Here is a 20,726-nt window from a genome sequence, read left to right as displayed (position 1 = left end):
ATCGACTATGAGCATTTATCAAACAGAACTGGTGACGCTGGACGGTGAAAAAACCTCGCTGGCCGCCTATGAAGGCAAGGTGCTGCTGGTGGTGAACGTGGCATCGAAATGCGGCCTGACGGCGCAGTACGAACAGTTAGAATCGCTGCAGAAAGCCTGGCAGGATAAGAACTTCAGCGTGCTGGGCTTCCCGTGCAATCAGTTCCTCGAGCAAGAGCCGGGCAGCAACGAAGAGATCAAAACCTTCTGCAGCACCACCTACGGCGTGACTTTCCCGATGTTCGATAAAACTGACGTCAACGGCGAGCATCGTCATCCGCTCTATGCGCAGCTGACGGCGGCGCAGCCAGTGGCGCAACGCCCGGAAGGCAGCGGTTTCCTTGAGCGCATGGAGAGCAAAGGCCGCGCGCCGAAAGCGCCAGGCGATATCCTGTGGAACTTCGAGAAGTTCCTCATTAATAAGCAGGGCAAAGTGATTGCGCGCTTCTCACCGGATATGACGCCGGACGATCCTATCATCCTGAAAAGTGTTGAGCAGGCGCTGGCCGAGTAAATGCTATTGCAGTGTCAGGGAGCCAGCGTCGCAGGGCGGCTGGCTCCCGTCGAACTTAGCGTTAACGCCGGTGAGTTAGTACATCTGGTGGGGCCGAACGGTGCTGGCAAAAGTACCTTGCTCAACGTGCTGTCCGGTTTGTTGCCAAGTCAGGGCAGCATTGTGCTGGATGGCGCGGCGCTGTCCACGTTAAACGGTGCGGCATTGGCTCAGCTGCGCGGCTGGCTGCCGCAGCAGCAGATGGCGCCGGGACAAATGCCGGTATGGCATTACTTACGCATGCATATCTCCGGCCAGACGGCGGAAACGGACCGCGTTTTACAGGATGTGTTCGCGCAGTTAGCTCTGCAGGACAAGCTGACGCGCAGCCTGACGCAGCTTTCTGGTGGCGAATGGCAACGCGTGCGGCTGGCTGCCGTGGTGTTACAGGTGCATCCAGCGATCAATCCTCGCGGCAAGCTGCTGCTGCTGGATGAGCCGATGAGCGCACTTGATGTGGCGCAACAGCGTGCAGTTGATAAGTTGTTAGCTGAACTGTGTCGCAGCGGACTGGCGATTGTTGCCAGCGGGCACGACCTCAACCACAGCTTGCGCCATGCCGATCGCGTGTGGCTAATGCATCAAGGCGCGGTGGTGCGTCAGGGCAGCGCCCGTGACGTGCTGACCGCTGCGCAATTAGCACCGCTTTATCAAACCCCGTTTGAACAAATCGATACTGCACAAGGCCCGCTGCTGTTTATTCCCTGACTGAGGATTGCGTGCCGTGGCGCTTTGCCGCTAAAGTGTCAGCCGGACGAGGGAGAGAGGAAAAGGCTGATGCGGCTGACAATTTTGATTTTGGCACTGTTGCTGGCGGGCTGTAGCCATCATGCGCCGCCGCCTAATGGTCGCCTTTCTGATTCCATCACCGTGATTGCCCAACTCAACGATCAGCTGAGCCGCTGGCGCGGAACGCCGTATCGCTACGGCGGGTTAAGCCGCGGTGGCGTGGACTGTTCCGGCTTCGTCTACCTGACCTTCCGCGATAAATTCGAGATGCAATTGCCGCGCTCGACCATTGACCAAACCGACATTGGTACGCGCATCGACAAAGGCGATCTGCTGCCTGGCGATCTGGTGTTCTTCAAAACCGGCAGCGGAGAAAACGGTTTGCACGTGGGTATTTACGATACCGACAACACCTTTATTCACGCCTCGACCAGCCAGGGTGTGATCCGCTCTTCGCTGGATAACGTTTACTGGCGCAAAGTATTTTGGCAGGCGCGTCGCATCTAAATAGTGCTTATATCGCTTAATAAAGACGCGGAAAAAGAAAGGTTATCTCACCCTGAATTAATTCCGAATCGTGCCGATATTTAACTATCATTTAGAATGGCACTTTACCCGCCATCGATTTAATACTAATAATAAAGCTAAATTTATTTAATTGGTATGGACATTAACCCCGGCTTATTTGGCTTAAGTATTATTTGCGGCTTAAATCGGCGTAATAAGACCTAAAACGGCACCTCTTCAAACGTTTGGTCCTATTGCCTGGTGGTATTCGTTGATATACGATGCGCCAATTGCCATTGCTTCTGGCTTGAAAAATGAAAGTCCATTTGTCTGCCGACTATCAGTCGGAAACCTGGTTTTATCCAGTTTACTCTCTGGCGGGCCAGCTGACTGCGGTCGAGCTGGTGACGCAATTTGTCCACGACAGCGCACCTATTACGCTGCCGCAGGATTTGCTATTGCCACAATTGGACGATGCGCAGCAATTACGTTTGCTGCAGAGCCAGCTTTCATTGCTGGAAAAGTACCGCGAATTTTTTGAGGTTAATCAAATTACCGCTTTGGTACGTATCGATGATTCCATGGCCAATACACTTTTAGCCAGCGAATTTCTGTTAAGGAAATTCCGACAAATTCCTTTTATTGTTTTGGATATCAGCGAAACGTTTCCGCAATTATCTTTGGGTAAATCCCATCCGTTGCTCGCCGCATTACAAAGTGAATTTCGTTTATCGCTTTCACAATTTGGTGCAGGAAAAGCACCGGCAACGGCGGTATACGATAATCTATTTAGCGTGTTAAAACTGGATAAAGTCTTTATTCAGAACCTGGCAAAACGTGCCTCGTTTACGCCTTTTATTCAGACGGTTATCAATAATTTTTCTGATTTTGCGGAGCAGATCATTATTTGTGGTATTGACGATAACCAAATGATGGAAAAGATGAGCACGTTGAGCGGTGCGCAGCTGCAGGGCAGTTTGTTCCCGGTTGTTAAAGCTGAACGCCTTAGCGATCTCATCTACTCCGATCTGAATTTACACACGCCTTCGCAGCAGTAATCCTTTCGCCTGTCTTCCGCGCCGCGTCGGCGTTACAATCCTGGTTATCTTAAAACTCAATGCAGGTGCCTTCATTAAGCGCACCTTCCGGAGTGTCGATGCAATTTACCAATAGCTGGCAGCAAGAATTAGCCGGATTCTACACCGCGCTGGACCCAACGCCATTGGCAGGTGGACGGCTGTTTTATCACAATGCGCCGCTGGCACAAGAGATGGGTTTAGACGATGCGCTGTTCGCCGGCAGCGGGCATGGCGTGTGGTCAGGGCGCGAACTGTTGCCCGGCATGTCGCCGCTGGCGCAGGTGTATAGCGGCCATCAGTTTGGCGTCTGGGCCGGACAACTGGGCGATGGGCGCGGCATTCTGCTGGGTGAACAGCAGCTGGCAAACGGTCGTAAGCTCGACTGGCACTTGAAAGGCGCTGGATTAACTCCTTATTCGCGCATGGGCGACGGTCGCGCGGTGATCCGCTCCAGCGTACGCGAATTCCTCGCTTCCGAAGCGCTGCACCATCTTGGCATTCCCACCACGCGCGCGCTGGCGCTCGCCATCGGCGATGAGCCGGTGCTGCGCGAAACCCAGGAACGCGGTGCGATGCTGATGCGCATTGCCGACAGCCATCTGCGTTTCGGCCATTTTGAGCATTTCTATTACGGCGGTGAACAAGACAAAGTGCGCCAGCTGGCGGATTACGCTATTCGCCATCACTGGCCGCAGCTGAAAGAGGAAGCGGACCGTTATCTGCTGTGGTTCACCGATATCGTTAAACGCACCGCCAGCCTGATCGCCCATTGGCAAAGCGTGGGCTTTGCGCACGGTGTGATGAACACCGATAACATGTCGATTCTGGGCTTAACGCTGGATTACGGTCCGTACGGTTTCCTCGACGACTATCAGCCGGATTACATCTGTAATCACAGTGATTATCAGGGCCGCTACGCCTTTGAAAATCAGCCGATGATTGGCCTGTGGAACCTTAATCGCCTGGCGCACGCCTTGTCGGGCTTAATGACCACCGAGCAACTCAAACTGGCGCTCGGTCATTATGAAAACGAGTTGATGCGCGTATGGGGCGAGAAGATGCGAGCCAAACTCGGCTTGCTGACGGCGGATGCCAATGACAACACGCTTCTGACCGGCTTGCTGTCGATGATGACGGCGGAACGCAGTGATTACACGCTGACCTTCCGCATGCTAAGCGACACGCAGCAAGATGAAAGCCGTTCGCCGTTGCGTGATGAGTTTATCGATCGTGACGCTTTTGATCGCTGGTATAGCGATTATCGCCAGCGTTTGTTGCAAGATAACGCCAGCGATGCGCAGCGTCAGGCGGTGATGAAGGCGGCTAATCCGGCGCTGGTATTGCGCAACTATCTGGCACAGCAGGTAATTGAAGAGGTAGAAAACGGCGAGACCACGGCGTTAGCCAGGCTGCACAGCGCGTTACAGCAGCCGTTTAGCGATGCGGCCGTCAGCGCGGAGTTGCGTCAACGGCCACCAGAGTGGGGCAAAACGCTGGAAGTAAGTTGTTCCAGCTAGGTCGGGATTAAAAACGGCTGTCGACTGCGGCAGCCAGTTTTGCCAGCACCTCGGCGCTGTCTTCCCAGCCGAGGCACGGATCGGTGATCGACTGGCCGTAGGTCAGCGCTTCACCGCTCACCACTTTCTGATTTCCTTCCTGCAGGAAGCTCTCGATCATCACGCCCGCGACCGCGCGCGATCCGGCACGGATTTGCGCCGCCACGTCATCGGCAACATCACGCTGACGACCATGTTGCTTCAGGCAGTTGCCGTGGCTGAAGTCGATCACCAGCTGCTCCGGCAGATTGAAGTCGCGCAGATTGGCCGCCGCTGCTGCCACATCTTCGGCGTGATAGTTCGGCTGACGACCGCCGCGCAGGATCACATGACCATGCGGATTGCCGCTGGTTTGATAAATGGTCATCTGACCGTTTTTATCCGGTGACAGGAACATGTGGCTGGCGCGCGCGGCGCGAATCGCATCGACCGCGATCTGCACGTTGCCGTCGGTGCCGTTCTTGAAACCGACCGGGCAGGAGAGCGCCGATGCCATCTCACGGTGGATCTGACTTTCAGTGGTTCGCGCGCCAATTGCGCCCCAGCTGATAAGGTCGGCAATAAACTGGCCGATCACCATATCGAGGAATTCGGTGGCGGTTGGCATGCCGAGCGCGTTGATATCCAGCAGCAGTTTGCGCGCGATGGCGATGCCGCGATTGACATCATAGCTACCATCTAAGTCCGGATCGGAGATCAGGCCTTTCCAGCCAATCACGGTGCGCGGTTTTTCAAAATAGGCGCGCATGACAATTTCCAGACGATCTTTATGGCGCTCACGCAGCACGTTCAGACGTTCTGCATACTCAATCGCCGCTTTAGGATCGTGCAGAGAGCAAGGTCCAATAATCACTAAAAGACGCGGATCTTCGCCGGTCAGAATGCGCGCGATGCGTTGACGGGAAGCGGTGACGTTGGCGGCAATTTCTGCCGAAATAGGGTGTTCATGCGCGAGCGCAGCCGGAGTTAACAGGCTACCGATGCGCGCGGTACGCAGTTCATCAGTCTTGTTCATTGGGTTCTCAAAAATTTTTTCTTCGCAGCGGTGAAATACCGGGAAGTGATGGTGGTCACAATAAACTAATAGCCTGCGAATTCAACCTGCTAAAAACAAAGGTCATCAAATCGGACGGAAGCGTGGCTTTACATTGGAATTACAGTGAGATCAGGTCGCCATAAATGGCGACCCTACGGATGTGTAGTGCGGTTTTTGTAGGGTCGCCATTTATGGCGACCGGCAGCAACACCTAATACATGTTGCGGTTCAGGCCCATAATGTCGAGGATTTTGGTTGCGATCTCTTCCACCGAATAGTTGGTGCTGTTGAGATAACGAATCTGATTGGTGCGGAACAACGCTTCCACTTCGCCCACCTCGAGACGGCATTGGCGCAGCGAGGCGTAACGGGTATTTTCCGCGCGCTCCTGGCGAATCGCCGCCAGACGTTCAGGATCGATGGTCAAACCAAACAGCTTATGCTGATGTGCACGTAGCGCCGGCGGCAGTTTCAGGTTATCCATATCATCGGCAATAAACGGATAGTTAGCGGCGCGCACGCCAAACTGCATCGCTAAATACAAGCTGGTGGGCGTTTTCCCGCAGCGAGACACGCCGAGCAAAATCACCTGCGCATCTTCCAGACCGCGCAAAGAAATGCCGTCATCATGCGCAAGGGTGTAATCGATGGCCGCGATACGCGCGTCATATTTGCCGAGGTTGCTGGCGGTTAAACCGTGTGTGCGGTGCGCCACTGGCATTGACGCCACGCCCAACTCGCTCTGCAGCGGTGCCACCAGCGCCTGCACGATGTCCTGACAAAAGCCTTCGCTCTCCAGAATAATTTCGCGTACATCGGGCGTGACAATGGAGAAGAACACCAGCGGGCGTACGCCGCTCTGCTGATAGAGCGCATTGATTTGTGCTTTAACCGCTTGAGCGCGCTGCACATTCTCAACAAACGGCAGCGTCACGCTGTGGGCCATCACCGGGAACTGAGATAACACCGCATGGCCCAGTACTTCGGCGGTTATGGCGGTGCCATCAGAAATGTAGAATACGCTGCGTTCAGTGTTCATCGTGCAAATATCCTCTTGCGTATCAATGCCTAAATTATTGATGACAATATTTCATTTTAATTAATAGTAAAATGAAATATCCATATTGTCCGCTATTGCGCTCACAAAGATGAATCAGCGAATAATCAATATTAGATGAAATGCTGTTTTGAAAAGCGTTATTTTCGCGCATTTTCCTTTTCGCGCATGAAATAAAGTGTGAAGCCGTTGCGCAACAAAAATCAATCGCTAACCCTCTGAAAAGGGGAAAAATATCGTTGCAGCAATCCATTAGCGTGAAATAGCCAGGTTGCGCAACTCAATTAATTCTAAGTACTAATCCGATTTTGCCGTTCTTTTCCTGCTTTAACGATTCAACACTTAGTCTTTATTTATCGGTTGTGCCAGGCTGTTTTGGCGAATAGCAAAATGTTCCATGTGTATTCACATCATTTAAAAGGATAATCTCAATGTCCAATCAAGACCAACAGTCGCTAGTGCTCTGGTACAACCAGCTTGGCATGCATGATGTTGATCGGGTGGGAGGCAAGAATGCTTCCCTGGGAGAAATGATTACGAATTTGTCGTCGCTGGGTGTTTCCGTGCCAAACGGTTATGCGACCACATCTTATGCGTTTAATCTGTTCCTCGATCAAAGCGGACTGAACCAGCGTATTTATGATTTGCTGGATAAAACGGATGTTGATGATGTTGCTGAACTCGCGCAAGCGGGTAAACAGATTCGTCAATGGGTGGTCGATACGCCATTCCAGCCTGAGCTGGAAGCGGCGATTCGTAGCGCCTACGAACAACTCTCTGCTGATGATGCCGACGCCTCCTTTGCGGTGCGCTCGTCAGCCACCGCCGAGGATATGCCCGACGCCTCGTTTGCCGGCCAGCAGGAGACTTTCCTTAACGTGCAGGGCTATGACGCGGTGATCATCGCGGTGAAGCACGTGTATGCCTCTTTATTTAACGATCGCGCTATCTCTTACCGTGTGCATCAGGGCTACGACCATCGCGGCGTAGCGCTCTCGGCCGGTATTCAGCGCATGGTGCGATCGGATCTCGCCTCGTCGGGCGTAATGTTTACCATTGATACCGAATCAGGCTTCGATCAGGTGGTGTTTATCACCTCAGCCTTTGGTTTGGGCGAAATGGTGGTGCAGGGCGCGGTTAACCCCGACGAGTTCTACGTGCACAAACCGACATTGGCAGCCAACCGTCCGGCGATTGTGCGCCGCACCATGGGCTCGAAAAAGTTGCGCATGGTATATGCCGATTCGCAGGAGCATGGCGAGCAGGTGCGCATTGAAGATGTCGAGCAGGAACAGCGCGATCGCTTCAGCTTAACCGATGACGAAGTGCAAGCGCTGGCGCGTCAGGCGGTGCTGATTGAGCAGCATTACAAACGCCCAATGGACATTGAGTGGGCGAAAGATGGCCACACCGGCAAACTGTTCATCGTGCAGGCGCGTCCGGAAACGGTGCGCTCCAACGGTCAGGTGATGGAACGCTATACGCTGCAGGGCAAAGGCAAAGTGGTGGTCGAGGGGCGAGCCATTGGTCATCGCATCGGTGCCGGTGAAGTCAAAGTCATTCACGACATCAGCGAGATGCACCGCATTGAAAAAGGCGATGTGCTGGTGACCGACATGACCGATCCCGATTGGGAACCGATCATGAAGAAAGCCTCGGCCATCGTGACCAATCGCGGCGGTCGTACCTGCCACGCGGCGATCATCGCGCGTGAGCTGGGCATTCCGGCGGTGGTGGGCTGTGGCGATGCCACCGATCACCTTAAAGATGGCCATAAAGTCACGGTTTCCTGTGCCGAAGGCGATACCGGTTATGTCTATGACGAACTGCTGGACTTTGAAGTCACCAGCTCGCAGGTCGATACCATGCCGGAACTGCCGCTGAAGATTATGATGAACATCGGTAACCCGGATCGTGCCTTTGATTTCGCCTGCTTGCCGAACGAAGGTGTCGGCCTGGCGCGTCTGGAATTCATCATTAACCGCATGATTGGCGTGCATCCGAAAGCGTTGCTGGAGTTTGATCAGCAAACGCCGGAACTGCAGCAGCAGATTCGTCAGATGATGAAAGGCTTTGATGATCCGATTGAGTTCTACATCGGCCGTCTGACCGAAGGGATTGCGACCTTGGGTGCGGCGTTTGCGCCGAAGCGCGTGATTGTTCGTCTCTCGGATTTCAAAACCAACGAATATGCCAACCTGGTCGGCGGCGAGCGTTATGAGCCGGAAGAAGAGAACCCGATGCTTGGTTTCCGTGGCGCCGGTCGTTACGTTGCTGACAACTTCCGCGACTGCTTCAAGCTGGAGTGCGAAGCGGTGAAGCGCGTGCGTAACGAAATGGGACTGACCAACGTTGAGATCATGATCCCGTTCGTGCGTACCGTCGATCAAGCCGAAGCGGTGGTCGCTGAGCTGGCGAAAAACGGTCTGAAGCGCGGCGAGAACGGCCTGAAAGTGATCATGATGTGTGAGATCCCGTCCAACGCCTTGCTGGCTGAGCAGTTCCTCGAGCACTTCGATGGCTTCTCCATCGGCTCAAACGACATGACGCAGCTGGCGCTGGGCCTCGATCGTGACTCTGGCGTGGTGTCCGCGCTGTTTGATGAGCGTAACGATGCGGTGAAAGCGCTGTTGTCGATGTCGATCAAAGCGGCGAAAAAGCAGGGCAAATACGTTGGTATTTGTGGTCAGGGCCCATCAGATCATCAGGACTTTGCGGCATGGTTAATGGAGCAGGGCATTGATAGCCTGTCGCTGAATCCGGATACCGTGGTTGAAACCTGGTTAGGTTTGGCAGAGTTGAACACTGCGAAACATTAACCAAGCGGCAATTTAATGCCTCAGATGAGAATTTGACGTGTCATTAAGGTAATTATCAAGGCCAGCGTTGCTGGCCTTGTTGTTTTTCCTGAAAAAAAGCCAAAAAAAAGCCCATCACAGGGGATGGGCAAAGACTACACACAGCAATTCTTCACTTTACTCAGGGGAATAAGGTTGTTTAAAAATCAGTAGCTTGATTCCAAACATAGGAAACATGTTATTGATCAGGCCCGCTGGCGTCTTTAAGAATCCTCTTATTAGTTTAAAGCTGATAACCTTTCGTGGTGATTTTCTTAGTGATCTACTGCTGTTTCAGCTGCAAAAATAATCATTCCGTAAGCGAATCCCACCTAAAGCGCCTAAAACTGCGTTTTTTCTTAAAAATCGCTTATGGAAAAAAATTATTATCGGTAGGGAATGCAAGGTGACGAAGTTGAGGCATTAGGCGGGTTAAAGTAAGGCCAGTGTAAAACGGAGAGTTTGTGCATCTTTTGCAGGGTGGGCATTCAGGTGTATCAGGTCGCCATGAATGGCGACCCTACGAACTTAACGTTGTTCTTCTTCGTGATCGGCTAGTGCTTCGATGGCGGTTTGCATATCGTCATCGGGTTCAGGCGCTTCATGCATCCACACCGAAACCAGACGATAAGAGACCGCCAATACCACCGGACCGATAAACAGTCCGATCATACCGAAAGCAATCAATCCGCCAATAACGCCGGAGAGAATCAGGATCATCGGTAAATCGGCGCCCATACGAATCAACATCGGACGCAACACACTGTCCAGCGTACCGACCACGCAACTCCATACCAACAGCACCGTGCCCCATGTGGTATCGCCGCTCCAGTAGAGCCAGATAATTGCTGGCACTAACACCACCAGCGGTCCGAGCTGCACCAGACAGGTCAGAATCATCAACACGGTTAACAGCGTGGCATAAGGAATGCCGGAAATGGCTAAACCGATGCCGCCGAGCACGCCCTGCACCAGCGCGGTGACCACCACGCCGAGCGCCACAGCACGGATCGCCTGACCAGCCAGCAGCACCGCGGCATCACCACGGCGTCCGCTCATGCGATAAGCAAAATGACGAATCCCGTGACCCACCTGCTCGCCGCGCCAGTAGAGCAGCACGCTGAACAGCAGCATCACGATGAGGTGCATCATAAAGCGGCCAAAGTGCCCGGCCTGCGCCACGAAGAAACCCGTGGTGCGACCAATATAAGGCTGCACCTGATTCAGCATCGCCGCGCCGCCGCCATCCACCAATTTGTGGTAGCTGGAATAGAGTTTTCTGCCGACATAGGGAATCTGTCGCAACCAATCGAAGTCTGGCATCACCAGATGGCGCTGCGTTGCCCAGGCAATCACCGGCGCGCTGTTATCAATCAGGCTGCTGACCAGCAGGGCGATAGGAATAATAAACAGCAGTAATAGCAAAATGGTCATGGCGATAACCGCCAGCGAGCGGCGTCCCCATAACATCTGCTGCAGACGAATCATCAACGGCCAGGTGGCGATCACCACCATGCTGGCCCAGGCAAAGCCGAGAATAAAGGGCTGCACCACCCACAGACTGGCGATGATCATGATCAGAATGAACATCAGTGAAAACAGCATTTGCGGTAAATCCATACCGCGTTGCAGGTCTTTCATCACAACGGTTAACCTCGATTGAATCCTTCAGAGTGGGGCTGAACAGCCCTGATTAATGATGATCTATTTCCTGAAATTTAAACAGGAAAAGCAGCGACGGCGGCGCGCTTTCCTGAAAAAACAGCAGCCAGCGGAAAAGTATGATAAAACCAATGGCTGAAAAAAATTACGACGCAAACGTTTACAACATCTCGGTCACTCAATAATGATCCCACAGATTTCTCAGGCACCGGGCCTCGTTCAACTGGTGCTGACATTCCTGCAGTCCTTAAAAGAGCAAGGCTTTACCGGCGATACCGCTACCAGCTATGCCGATCGCCTCTCGCTTTCCACCGACAACAGTATTTATCAGCTGCTGCCTGATGCAGCGCTGTTTCCGCGCTCGACGGCGGATGTAGCCTTGATTGCGCGCCTCGCCGGTGAAACCCGCTTTACCAGCCTGGTGTTTACGCCACGCGGTGGCGGCACCGGCACCAACGGGCAGTCGCTCAATCAGGGCATCGTGGTGGATATGTCGCGCTATATGAACCGCATCCTGGAAATCAATACCGAGCAAGGTTGGGTGCGTGTTGAAGCGGGCGTGGTGAAAGATCAGCTCAATGCGTGGCTTAAGCCGTATGGCTTCTTCTTCTCACCGGAACTCTCCACCAGCAACCGCGCCACGCTTGGCGGCATGATCAACACCGATGCATCGGGCCAGGGTTCGCTGGTGTATGGCAAAACCTCCGCTCACGTTGAAGGTCTGCGTGCGGTGCTGCTGGGCGGCGATATCCTGGATACGCGTGCCATGCCGACCGCACTGGCGGAACAGCTGGCGAACACGCCAACGGCGGAAGGGCGCATTTATCAGCAGGTGCTTAGCCGCTGTCGTGAACAGCGCGATCTGATTCTGGAGAAATTTCCCAAACTCAATCGCTTCCTGACCGGCTACGACCTGCGCCATGTGTTCAGCGATGATTTACAGACATTCGATCTGACGCGTCTGCTGTGCGGCGCGGAAGGCACATTGGCCTTTATTACTGAAGCGCGCCTCGACATCACGCCCATCCCGAAAGTGCGCCGTTTGGTGAACATCAAATACGACTCCTTCGACTCGGCCCTGCGTAATGCACCTTTTATGGTGGAAGCCAAAGCGTTGTCGGTAGAAACCGTTGACTCGAAAGTATTGAACCTGGCGCGTGAAGATATCGTCTGGCATTCGGTGAATGAATTGATTACCGATGTGCCAGATAAAGAGATGCTTGGCCTCAACATCGTGGAGTTTGCCGGTGATGATGGCGAACTGATTGATCAGCAGATCAGCACATTGTGCCAGCGCCTGGATGAGCTGATGCAGCAGCAGATGGGCGGCGTGATTGGTTATCAACTGTGCGACGATTTAGGCGGCATTGAGCGCATCTATAATATGCGCAAAAAAGCGGTGGGCCTGTTGGGGAACGCCAAAGGGCGCGCCAAGCCGATTCCGTTTGTCGAAGATACCGCCGTGCCGCCAGAACAGCTGGCGGATTATATCGTCGATTTTCGTGCGCTGCTCGATAGCCACGGCCTGAGCTACGGCATGTTTGGTCACGTGGATGCTGGCGTGCTGCATGTGCGTCCGGCGCTGGACATGTGCGATCCGCAGCAAGAGCTGCTGATGAAGCAGATCTCCGATGAAGTGGTGGCGCTGACTGCGCGCTACGGCGGTTTGTTGTGGGGCGAGCACGGCAAAGGCTTCCGCGCGCAGTACAGCCCGGAATTTTTTGGCGAAACGCTGTTCAACGAATTGCGCCGCATCAAAGCCGCCTTCGATCCTGACAACCGCATGAATCCCGGCAAAATCTGTACGCCGCTGGGCAGTGATGAACCGATGATGCAGGTTGATGCAGTGAAACGCGGCACCTACGATCGGCAGATTCCCGTCACGGTGCGCAACGAGTGGCGTGGCGCAATGGAGTGTAATGGCAACGGTTTGTGCTTCAACTTTGATGCGCGTAGCCCGATGTGCCCGTCGATGAAAATCACCCGCAACCGCATTCACTCACCGAAAGGTCGCGCGACATTGACGCGTGAATGGCTGCGCTTGCTCTCCGAGCAGGGCGTGGATCCCGTTCAGCTGGAGCAGGCGCTGCCCAAACAGGGCGCGAGCTTGCGTACGCTGATTCAGCGCACGCGCAATACCTGGCACGCGAATCAGGGCGAATATGACTTCTCGCACGAAGTGAAAGAGGCGATGTCGGGCTGCCTGGCGTGTAAAGCCTGCTCGACGCAGTGTCCTATCAAGATCGATGTGCCGAACTTCCGTTCACGCTTCCTGCAGCTTTATCACACGCGCTATCTGCGTCCGATGAGCGATCATCTGGTGGCTAGCGTGGAAAGTTACGCGCCGTTGATGGCCAAAGCGCCCAAGGTGTTCAACTTCTTCCTCAAACAGCCGTGGATGCGCGAACTGAGTAAAACGCATATCGGCATGGTGGATTTGCCACTGCTGTCATCGCCGAGCCTCAAGCAGCAGTTAAGCGGTCATCCGGCGATGAACCTGACGCTGGAGCAGTTAGAAGCGCTGGATGCGGCGCAACGCGAAAACTGCGTGCTGGTGGTGCAAGATCCTTTCACCAGCTATTACGAGGCGCAGCTGGTCACCGATTTCGTCAAGCTGATTGAGAAACTCGGTTATCGTCCGGTGTTGCTGCCGTTCTCGCCGAACGGTAAGGCGCAGCATGTGAAAGGCTTCCTGCAACGCTTTGCACGTACCGCCAGCAAAACCGCCGATTTTCTCAACCGCGTAGCGAAGCTGGGCATGCCGATGGTCGGCGTCGATCCGGCGACCGTACTCTGTTATCGCGATGAGTATAATCAGGTGCTGGGCGAGCAGCGCTGCGAATTTAACGTGCAGCTGGTGCACGAGTGGCTGCAAACCGCGTTGTCTCCACGCGCGGAACAAACCGCCAGCGGCGAAGCCTGGTATTTGTTTGCGCACTGCACCGAAGTGACCGCGCTGCCATCCACGCCGAATCAGTGGCAGAGCATCTTTGCGCGCTTTGGCGCGAAGCTGGAAAACGTCAATGTCGGTTGTTGCGGCATGGCGGGAACCTATGGTCACGAAAGCGCAAACCTGGAGAATTCGCTGGGGATTTATGAGCTTTCCTGGCATCCGCAGCTGCAAAAGCTGCCGCGTCAACGCTGTCTCGCGACCGGCTTTTCCTGTCGTAGCCAGGTGAAACGCGCAGAAGGCAATGGCATGCGTCATCCACTGCAAGCGTTACTGGAAATGATGTAAACAAATTGTAGGAGACGTCACAAAGCTGGATTAGAATATCCAGCCTGCGTGGCGAACAAAATCACTCTGCAGGCGGGTAGCTTGATCCCACTCGCCGCTGAGCGCCAGTTGATGACACAAACGTGTTAATGACAGGCGCGCCAGTTGATAGGCCTGAATCCGGAACAAACGGTCACGATCGGCATTGCCCATCTCCTGCACTAAGCGGTGATGGAGCTTGCCCATGGCATGCAGAAAGCTGTGATCGTCGCCGTTAAGTTCGCAGATTTCTGCCATATCGAGGCAGGTGTCGTTGAAGCGACGCAGTTGGTCGAGAGTGCAATCGGTGCGGTTGAGCTTTGCCTGAGCCATGTAGAAGTCAACGGTGATATCGCGCACCGAAAACTTATATTCGTCGATTTTATGTTGTAACCAGGCTGAGACGGTAAGCGTCATATCGCCACCTTTTTAGGTTAATGATAATCATTATCATATTCAACCGCGTCAGGAATGCAATTCCCGCTGTGAAATTTTATTGATTTCTTCTGCCTGTTACTAAAATCGGCAATAACAATTTCTTTACATAGTAGAAAGGCGTAACCTATCAATCAGGATTAAATCGTAAAATTGATTTTAAAAATTTTGCGGCAATTTAACGGGTTACGCAGGTCAGGCGCGCGCGGGAATGCCGCCGTCAATCTGCTTTGAAGCGACTATGCTTAATAAAGCAACAGTGAAAAATAGCACGAGATGATTATCCCTGCAAAACAAGAGGTTGAAGTGATATCTGATATCACTACCATAGGGGGATAGCCTGAAAAGGCCCAGACATACGAGGTAGCACAATGTCATCAGTAAATGCCGACTCCTTTTCACCCGAAGATTTCGTCTGGAAAGGGCTCACGCTGACCGAATCGGCAGCGAAACAGATTCTTAACCTGGTAGAACAAGACCCTGAAGTCAAGGGCTTGAAACTGGGTGTGAAAACGTCCGGCTGTGCCGGCTTTGGGTACGTTATGGATCTGGTAAAAGATCCTGCCGATGACGACCTGCAGTTTGAGCAATTCGGCGCAAAACTGTTTGTGCCACTTCAGGCGATGCCGTTTGTTGACGGTACCGAGCTGGATTATGTCCGCGAAGGTCTTAACCAGATTTTTAAATTCAACAACCCTAAAGCTCAACACGCCTGCGGGTGCGGTGAAAGCTTTGGCGTCGAGTAAGTAAAACATGTCACGACACACCGAAGCATCTGATGATGTACAAATGTGGGAAGGCAAGCTCAACTATAAAGAGGGCTTCTTTACCCAGTTACAAACCGAAGAATTTGCTCACGGCATCAATGAAGATGTGGTGCGCGCCATTTCGGCTAAACGTAACGAACCTGAATGGATGCTTGAATTCCGTCTCAAAGCGTTCCGCGCCTGGGAACAAATGGAAGAGCCGCACTGGCTGAAAGCGCACTACGAAAAACTGGATTATCAGGATTACAGCTACTATTCCGCGCCGTCCTGCGGCAACTGCGATGACAGCTGTGCTTCTGAACCTGGCGCAACCCAAACCTCCGGCAGCGTCGCCTCCAGCGACTACCTGACGAAGGAAGTGGAAGACGCGTTCAACCAGTTAGGCGTTCCGGTGCGTGAAGGGCGTGAAGTGGCGGTGGATGCGATTTTCGACTCCGTCTCCGTTTCCACTACCTATCGCGGCAAGCTGGCGGAGCAGGGCATTATCTTCTGCTCGTTCGGCGAAGCGATTCACGATCATCCAGAGCTGGTGCAGAAGTATCTCGGTACTGTCGTGCCGCCAAACGATAACTTCTTTGCCGCGCTGAACTCCGCTGTGGCCTCTGACGGTACCTTCGTGTACATCCCGAAAGGCGTACGTTGCCCGATGGAGCTGTCGACCTATTTCCGCATCAATGCGGCAAAAACCGGTCAGTTCGAGCGCACCATCTTGATCGCCGATGAAGATAGCTACGTCAGCTACATCGAAGGTTGCTCAGCGCCGGTGCGTGACACCTATCAGCTGCACGCCGCAGTGGTAGAAGTGATCATCCACAAGAACGCTGAAGTGAAATATTCAACCGTACAGAACTGGTTCCCAGGCGGTGAAGGCGAGGGCGGTATCCTCAACTTCGTCACCAAGCGTGCCCTGTGCGAAGGCGATCACAGCAAGATGTCCTGGACCCAGTCCGAGACTGGTTCGGCGATCACCTGGAAATATCCAAGCTGCATTCTGCGCGGTGACTACTCGATTGGTGAGTTCTACTCAGTCGCGCTAACCGCGGGCCGCCAGCAGGCGGATACCGGTACCAAGATGATTCACATTGGTAAAAACACCAAGTCGACTATCATCTCGAAAGGTATCTCTGCCGGTAAGAGCCAGAACACCTATCGCGGCCTGGTGAAAATCATGCCAACCGCCACCAACGCGCGTAACTTCACCCAGTGTGACTCGATGCTGATTGGCGCCGAGTGCGGTGCGCACACCTTCCCGTATGTGGAAACGCGCAACAACACCGCCCATCTGGAGCATGAAGCCACTACCTCGCGCATCGGTGAAGATCAGATGTTCTACTGCCTGCAGCGCGGCATCAGCGAAGAAGATGCGATCTCAATGATCGTTAACGGCTTCTGCAAAGACGTTTTCTCCGAGCTGCCACTGGAATTCGCCGTGGAAGCGCAAAAATTGTTAGCTATCAGCCTTGAGCACAGTGTGGGCTGATGCCCGTTGCCGGAAGCAATGTGAAGGAAAGAGTATGTTAAGCATTAAAGATTTGCAGGTTAGCGTTGAAGACAAAGAGATTTTGCGCGGTCTGAACCTTGAAGTAAAACCGGGCGAAGTCCACGCCATCATGGGACCGAACGGTTCAGGTAAAAGTACCCTGTCTGCAACGCTGGCTGGTCGTGAAGATTACGAAGTCACTGGCGGTTCTGTCACCTTTAAGGGCAAAGATCTGCTGGAACTTGAGCCAGAAGAGCGTGCCGGTGAAGGCATCTTCATGGCGTTCCAGTATCCGGTAGAAATTCCGGGCGTCAGCAACCAGTTCTTCCTGCAGACCTCGGTCAACGCGGTACGTAAATACCGTGAGCAGGAGCCACTGGACCGTTTCGACTTCCAGGACTTTATCGAAGATAAAATCCAGCTGCTGAAGATGCCAGAAGATTTGCTGACCCGTTCAGTGAACGTGGGTTTCTCCGGCGGTGAGAAGAAGCGTAACGACATCCTGCAGATGGCGGCCCTGGAACCTGAGCTGTGCATCCTGGATGAAACCGACTCCGGTCTGGATATCGATGCGCTGAAAATCGTAGCCGAAGGCGTTAATAGCCTGCGTGACGGTAAGCGTTCATTCATCATCGTGACGCACTATCAGCGCATCCTGGATTACATCAAGCCGGATCACGTACACGTGCTGTATCAGGGCAAGATCGTTAAATCTGGCGACTTCTCGCTGGTGAAACAGTTGGAGGAGCAAGGCTATGGCTGGCTTACCGACCAAGAGTGATAACGCCCTGCAGCAGTGGCATCACCTGTTTGAATCGCGCGGTGACGTGCGTTCTTTACAGGCGCAGCAGCACTGGCAGCAACTGATGCGTGTCGGCCTGCCGACGCGTAAGCACGAAAACTGGAAATACACGCCGCTTGATGGCCTGCTGGCGCAGCAATTTGTGCTGCCACAGCCGCAGGAAGTGAGCGCTGAGCAAGTTGAAGCGCTGGCGCTGCCGGTTGATGCGGTGCGTCTGGTGTTTATTGATGGTCGCTTTCAGGCTGAATTGAGCAGCCGTGATACCGGCCTGTTTGAAATTCAGCATGCGCAGGCTTCTGAGCGTCGTCCGCTGCCGGCACCGATTCAGCCGGAAGTGTTCCTGCATCTGACCGAAAGTCTGGCGGAAGAAGCTACGACTATTCGTCTGGCGCGTGGCAAATCAGCGGCTAAACCGCTCTATCTGCTGCACATCACCAGCGGTCAGGACGCGGGCACTAACACCGTGCATCATCGCCACCATTTGCAGCTGGAAGCCAGCGCAGAAGCGGAAGTGATTGAGCACTACGTTACGCTGAATGACGTGGCGCACTTTACCGGCGCGCGTTTCACGTTCGACGTGGCCGACAATGCCAAACTGCAGCACATCAAACTGTCATTTGAGAGCGAGAAGGCTTACCACTTCGCGCACAATGACGTGGTGATGGGCCGTGATGCGAATGTGGCCACCACCAGCTTCCTGCTGGGTGCGGGCTTATCGCGTCACAACACCAGCGCGCAGCTGAATGGCGAAAATACCAATCTGGCGATCAACAGCTTGTCGTTGCCAGTGAATCAGGAAGTGTGCGATACCCGCAGCTATCTGGAGCACAACAAAGGCTACTGCACCAGCCGTCAGATGCACAAAGTCATCGCGCGCGATAAAGGTCGTGCGGTGTTCAACGGCATGATTAAAGTGGCACAGCACGCGCTGAAAACTGATGGACAGATGACCAACAACAACCTGTTGCTGGGCCGTCTGGCTGAAGTGGACACCAAGCCGCAGCTGGAAATCTATGCTGATGACGTGAAGTGCAGTCACGGTGCGACCATTGGTCGTATAGATGAAGAGCAGATGTTCTATCTGCGCTCGCGCGGCATCGATGAGACCGCCGCACAGCGTATGATCATCCATGCATTTGCCGCTGAACTCACCGAAACGCTGGAGAATCCGGTACTGCGTCAGGTGGTGCTGCAGCGCATTGCCGTGCGTATTCCGGGAGTTGAGTCATGAGTTTCGATCTCGAACGCATCAGAGCGGAATTTCCGATTCTGAAACGTGAGGTCAACGGACATCCGCTGGCCTACCTTGATAGCGCGGCCAGCGCCCAGCGCCCGCTCGCGGTCATCAATGCGGAAAGTTATTTCTACCAGCACGGCTATGCAGCCGTGCACCGCGGTATCCATTCGTTGAGCGCGCAGGCGACCACCGACATGGAGAACGTGCGTCATCAGGCCGCGCGTTTTCTTAACGCCGCTTCGCCTGAAGAGATCATCTTCGTCAAAGGCACCACGGAAGCCATCAATCTGGTGGCTAACAGTTGGGGCGGCAGTCAGCTGCAGCCGGGCGATAACATCATCATCACCGAGATGGAGCATCACGCTAACATCGTACCGTGGCAGATGGTGGCACAGCGTACCGGCGCAGAAATTCGCGTACTGCCGCTAAATGCGCAGGGCGAGCTGGCGCTGGAACAGCTGAGTGGCTTGATTGATAGCCGCACCCGTTTGCTGGCGGTGACCCACGTTTCAAACGTGCTCGGAACCGTCAATCCTGTGAAAGCCATCGTGGCGCAAGCGAAAGCCGCTGGCGTAATTACGCTGGTAGATGGCGCGCAAGCTGTGATGCATCACGCGGTGGATGTGCAGGATATCGACTGTGACTTTTACGCCTTCTCCGGCCATAAAATTTATGGTCCGACCGGTATTGGTGTGCTGTACGCGCGTAAAGCGTTGCAGGAGATCATGCCACCGTGGGAAGGCGGCGGTTCGATGATTTCTGAAGTGGTGCTGCCAACCGGCACCACCTTTAACAGTACGCCATGGCGTTTCGAAGCGGGCACGCCAAATACCGGCGGTATCATTGGTTTGGGTGCGGCGTTAACGTGGATCAGCGAATTGGGCCTGGACGTTATTCATCAGCGCGAATCGATGCTGATGCGTTATGCGCTGGATAAACTGGCTTCGGTGCCGGATCTGGTGATTTACGGTCCGGAGAGTCGTAGCGGCGTGGTGGCTTTTAACCTCGGCAAGCATCACGCGTTTGATGTCGGCAGTTTCCTTGATCAATACGGTATTGCGATCCGCACTGGCCATCATTGCGCAATGCCGCTGATGCGTCATTATGCGGTGCCGGCGATGTGTCGTGCCTCCTTCGCGCTGTATAACACCGAAGAAGAAGCCGATCGCCTGGCCGCAGGTTTGACCCGTATTCATCGTCTGCTGGGCGGTTGAGCAGATTTCAGGAGTGATTCATGGCGAATTTGCCAGATAAAGAGAGACTGGTTCGTAACTTTAATCGTTGCGCTAACTGGGAAGAGAAGTACCTCTACATCATTGAACTCGGTGGGAAATTACCAGAATCCTCCGAAAGCTTACAGCAGCCAGAACATGTGATTTCAGGCTGTCAGAGCCAGGTGTGGATACGCATGACCCCGCAGGCCGATGGCACCATCGCCTTCGAAGGTGACAGTGATGCCGCCATCGTTAAAGGGTTGATTGCAGTGGTATTTAGCCTGTATCAGGGGCTCAAGGCGCCAGAGATTCTCGATCTCGATGTGCGTCACTGGTTCGGCGAATTAGCGCTGACCTCACATCTTACTCCCTCGCGTTCACAGGGTCTGGAAGCCATGATCCGCGCGATCCGGCATAACGCTCAGACCCTCAGCTAAGTTACACTCTCCAGACCCCGGCTTGACCGGGGTCTGTTCTATC

General features: G+C 53.9%; 17 protein-coding genes and 1 other RNA gene. 13 read left to right on the top strand and 5 right to left on the bottom strand.

The annotated features are described in order from the left end of the window. Positions 1 to 7 precede the first annotated feature (7 nt). From BM323_RS01065 to BM323_RS01045, 5 genes are all read left to right on the top strand, one after another. On the top strand, positions 8 to 553 hold the full coding sequence (locus tag BM323_RS01065; RefSeq protein WP_008102947.1) for a glutathione peroxidase: 546 nt from the start codon (positions 8 to 10) through the stop codon (positions 551 to 553). Then, entirely contained in the window at positions 554 to 1,300 is a 747-nt protein-coding gene (btuD, locus tag BM323_RS01060; RefSeq protein ID WP_008102950.1) for a vitamin B12 ABC transporter ATP-binding protein BtuD, read from the top strand. A 69-nt stretch (positions 1,301 to 1,369) separates the two neighbouring features. After that, on the top strand, positions 1,370 to 1,828 hold the full coding sequence (locus BM323_RS01055) for an NlpC/P60 family protein (protein ID WP_008102952.1): 459 nt from the start codon (positions 1,370 to 1,372) through the stop codon (positions 1,826 to 1,828). Positions 1,829 to 2,142: 314 nt separating this feature from the next. Then, positions 2,143 to 2,886 carry an EAL domain-containing protein gene (locus BM323_RS01050; RefSeq protein WP_008102954.1) on the top strand — a complete coding sequence of 248 codons (744 nt, stop codon included), beginning with the start codon at positions 2,143 to 2,145 and terminating at the stop codon, positions 2,884 to 2,886. 98 nt (positions 2,887 to 2,984) lie between these two features. Continuing rightward, positions 2,985 to 4,424 carry a protein adenylyltransferase SelO gene (locus tag BM323_RS01045; protein WP_008102956.1) on the top strand — a complete coding sequence of 480 codons (1,440 nt, stop codon included), beginning with the start codon at positions 2,985 to 2,987 and terminating at the stop codon, positions 4,422 to 4,424. 7 nt (positions 4,425 to 4,431) lie between these two features. Here the strand turns inward: BM323_RS01045 and BM323_RS01040 are convergent, their stop codons facing one another. Both BM323_RS01040 and BM323_RS01035 read right to left on the bottom strand, forming a co-directional pair. Continuing rightward, entirely contained in the window at positions 4,432 to 5,478 is a 1,047-nt protein-coding gene (locus BM323_RS01040; protein WP_008102958.1) for a 3-deoxy-7-phosphoheptulonate synthase, read from the bottom strand. Positions 5,479 to 5,710: 232 nt separating this feature from the next. Beyond that, positions 5,711 to 6,538 carry a posphoenolpyruvate synthetase regulatory kinase/phosphorylase PpsR gene (locus BM323_RS01035; protein WP_008102960.1) on the bottom strand — a complete coding sequence of 276 codons (828 nt, stop codon included), beginning with the start codon at positions 6,536 to 6,538 and terminating at the stop codon, positions 5,711 to 5,713. 449 nt (positions 6,539 to 6,987) lie between these two features. Here BM323_RS01035 and ppsA point away from each other — a divergent pair, with 449 nt between their 5' ends. Next, entirely contained in the window at positions 6,988 to 9,375 is a 2,388-nt protein-coding gene (ppsA, locus tag BM323_RS01030) for a phosphoenolpyruvate synthase (protein ID WP_008102963.1), read from the top strand. Between the two features lie 99 nt (positions 9,376 to 9,474). Here ppsA and rprA read toward each other — a convergent pair. Both rprA and ydiK read right to left on the bottom strand, forming a co-directional pair. Beyond that, positions 9,475 to 9,582, bottom strand: an RNA gene (gene rprA / locus BM323_RS01025) — antisense sRNA RprA. A gap of 339 nt (positions 9,583 to 9,921) precedes the next feature. Further along, positions 9,922 to 11,034 (bottom strand): AI-2E family transporter YdiK, encoded by a 1,113-nt coding sequence (gene ydiK, locus BM323_RS01020; RefSeq protein ID WP_008102965.1) that lies wholly within the window; start codon positions 11,032 to 11,034, stop codon positions 9,922 to 9,924. A 205-nt stretch (positions 11,035 to 11,239) separates the two neighbouring features. Between ydiK and BM323_RS01015 the strand changes: the two genes are divergently transcribed. Continuing rightward, complete coding sequence (locus BM323_RS01015; protein WP_008102967.1) at positions 11,240 to 14,293, top strand: D-2-hydroxyglutarate dehydrogenase YdiJ; 3,054 nt, start codon at positions 11,240 to 11,242, stop codon at positions 14,291 to 14,293. 30 nt (positions 14,294 to 14,323) lie between these two features. On the opposite strand, the gene BM323_RS01010 is transcribed toward BM323_RS01015, so the two are convergent. After that, complete coding sequence (locus tag BM323_RS01010) at positions 14,324 to 14,728, bottom strand: hypothetical protein (RefSeq protein WP_008102969.1); 405 nt, start codon at positions 14,726 to 14,728, stop codon at positions 14,324 to 14,326. Positions 14,729 to 15,117: 389 nt separating this feature from the next. On the opposite strand from BM323_RS01010, the gene sufA reads away from it, so the two are divergent. Genes sufA through sufE form a run of 6 tightly spaced genes read left to right on the top strand, consistent with a single transcriptional unit; the run spans position 15,118 to position 20,683 of the window. Next, positions 15,118 to 15,492, top strand: a complete 375-nt coding sequence (gene sufA / locus BM323_RS01005) for a Fe-S cluster assembly scaffold SufA (protein ID WP_007892717.1) — start codon at positions 15,118 to 15,120, stop codon at positions 15,490 to 15,492. Between the two features lie 7 nt (positions 15,493 to 15,499). Further along, positions 15,500 to 16,993: a Fe-S cluster assembly protein SufB gene (sufB, locus tag BM323_RS01000; RefSeq protein ID WP_008102971.1), complete on the top strand. Its 1,494-nt coding sequence runs from the start codon at positions 15,500 to 15,502 to the stop codon at positions 16,991 to 16,993. A gap of 34 nt (positions 16,994 to 17,027) precedes the next feature. Beyond that, complete coding sequence (gene sufC, locus BM323_RS00995; RefSeq protein ID WP_008102973.1) at positions 17,028 to 17,774, top strand: Fe-S cluster assembly ATPase SufC; 747 nt, start codon at positions 17,028 to 17,030, stop codon at positions 17,772 to 17,774. Next, positions 17,749 to 19,026: a Fe-S cluster assembly protein SufD gene (gene sufD / locus BM323_RS00990; protein ID WP_008102975.1), complete on the top strand. Its 1,278-nt coding sequence runs from the start codon at positions 17,749 to 17,751 to the stop codon at positions 19,024 to 19,026. Before sufC ends, sufD begins: the two co-directional genes overlap by 26 nt. After that, on the top strand, positions 19,023 to 20,246 hold the full coding sequence (gene sufS / locus BM323_RS00985) for a cysteine desulfurase SufS (protein ID WP_091003179.1): 1,224 nt from the start codon (positions 19,023 to 19,025) through the stop codon (positions 20,244 to 20,246). The genes sufD and sufS overlap by 4 nt, the downstream gene beginning before the upstream one ends. Before the next feature lie 20 nt (positions 20,247 to 20,266). Then, positions 20,267 to 20,683 (top strand): cysteine desulfuration protein SufE, encoded by a 417-nt coding sequence (gene sufE, locus BM323_RS00980; protein WP_008102979.1) that lies wholly within the window; start codon positions 20,267 to 20,269, stop codon positions 20,681 to 20,683. Positions 20,684 to 20,726: the final 43 nt, after the last annotated feature.

The sequence above is a fragment of the Pantoea sp. YR525 genome (genome assembly GCF_900116775.1).
GTDB lineage: Bacteria > Pseudomonadota > Gammaproteobacteria > Enterobacterales > Enterobacteriaceae > Pantoea > Pantoea symbiotica.
The sequence above is the reverse complement of the archived record's forward strand: the minus strand, read 5'-3'. Positions and strand labels throughout refer to the sequence as shown.

Excerpts from the sequence above, each read along its gene's own strand:
- BM323_RS01040 (WP_008102958.1), bottom strand. The coding sequence starts at position 5,478 with ATGAACAAGACTGATGAACTGCGTACCGCGCGCATCGGTAGCCTGTTA.
- btuD (WP_008102950.1), top strand. The coding sequence starts at position 554 with ATGCTATTGCAGTGTCAGGGAGCCAGCGTCGCAGGGCGGCTGGCTCCC.
- sufE (WP_008102979.1), top strand. The coding sequence starts at position 20,267 with ATGGCGAATTTGCCAGATAAAGAGAGACTGGTTCGTAACTTTAATCGT.
- BM323_RS01045 (WP_008102956.1), top strand. The coding sequence starts at position 2,985 with ATGCAATTTACCAATAGCTGGCAGCAAGAATTAGCCGGATTCTACACC.
- sufA (WP_007892717.1), top strand. The coding sequence starts at position 15,118 with ATGTCATCAGTAAATGCCGACTCCTTTTCACCCGAAGATTTCGTCTGG.
- BM323_RS01065 (WP_008102947.1), top strand. The coding sequence starts at position 8 with ATGAGCATTTATCAAACAGAACTGGTGACGCTGGACGGTGAAAAAACC.
- ppsA (WP_008102963.1), top strand. The coding sequence starts at position 6,988 with ATGTCCAATCAAGACCAACAGTCGCTAGTGCTCTGGTACAACCAGCTT.
- BM323_RS01035 (WP_008102960.1), bottom strand. The coding sequence starts at position 6,538 with ATGAACACTGAACGCAGCGTATTCTACATTTCTGATGGCACCGCCATA.
- BM323_RS01010 (WP_008102969.1), bottom strand. The coding sequence starts at position 14,728 with ATGACGCTTACCGTCTCAGCCTGGTTACAACATAAAATCGACGAATAT.
- sufC (WP_008102973.1), top strand. The coding sequence starts at position 17,028 with ATGTTAAGCATTAAAGATTTGCAGGTTAGCGTTGAAGACAAAGAGATT.
- BM323_RS01015 (WP_008102967.1), top strand. The coding sequence starts at position 11,240 with ATGATCCCACAGATTTCTCAGGCACCGGGCCTCGTTCAACTGGTGCTG.
- ydiK (WP_008102965.1), bottom strand. The coding sequence starts at position 11,034 with ATGAAAGACCTGCAACGCGGTATGGATTTACCGCAAATGCTGTTTTCA.
- sufB (WP_008102971.1), top strand. The coding sequence starts at position 15,500 with ATGTCACGACACACCGAAGCATCTGATGATGTACAAATGTGGGAAGGC.
- sufS (WP_091003179.1), top strand. The coding sequence starts at position 19,023 with ATGAGTTTCGATCTCGAACGCATCAGAGCGGAATTTCCGATTCTGAAA.
- BM323_RS01055 (WP_008102952.1), top strand. The coding sequence starts at position 1,370 with ATGCGGCTGACAATTTTGATTTTGGCACTGTTGCTGGCGGGCTGTAGC.
- sufD (WP_008102975.1), top strand. The coding sequence starts at position 17,749 with ATGGCTGGCTTACCGACCAAGAGTGATAACGCCCTGCAGCAGTGGCAT.
- BM323_RS01050 (WP_008102954.1), top strand. The coding sequence starts at position 2,143 with ATGAAAGTCCATTTGTCTGCCGACTATCAGTCGGAAACCTGGTTTTAT.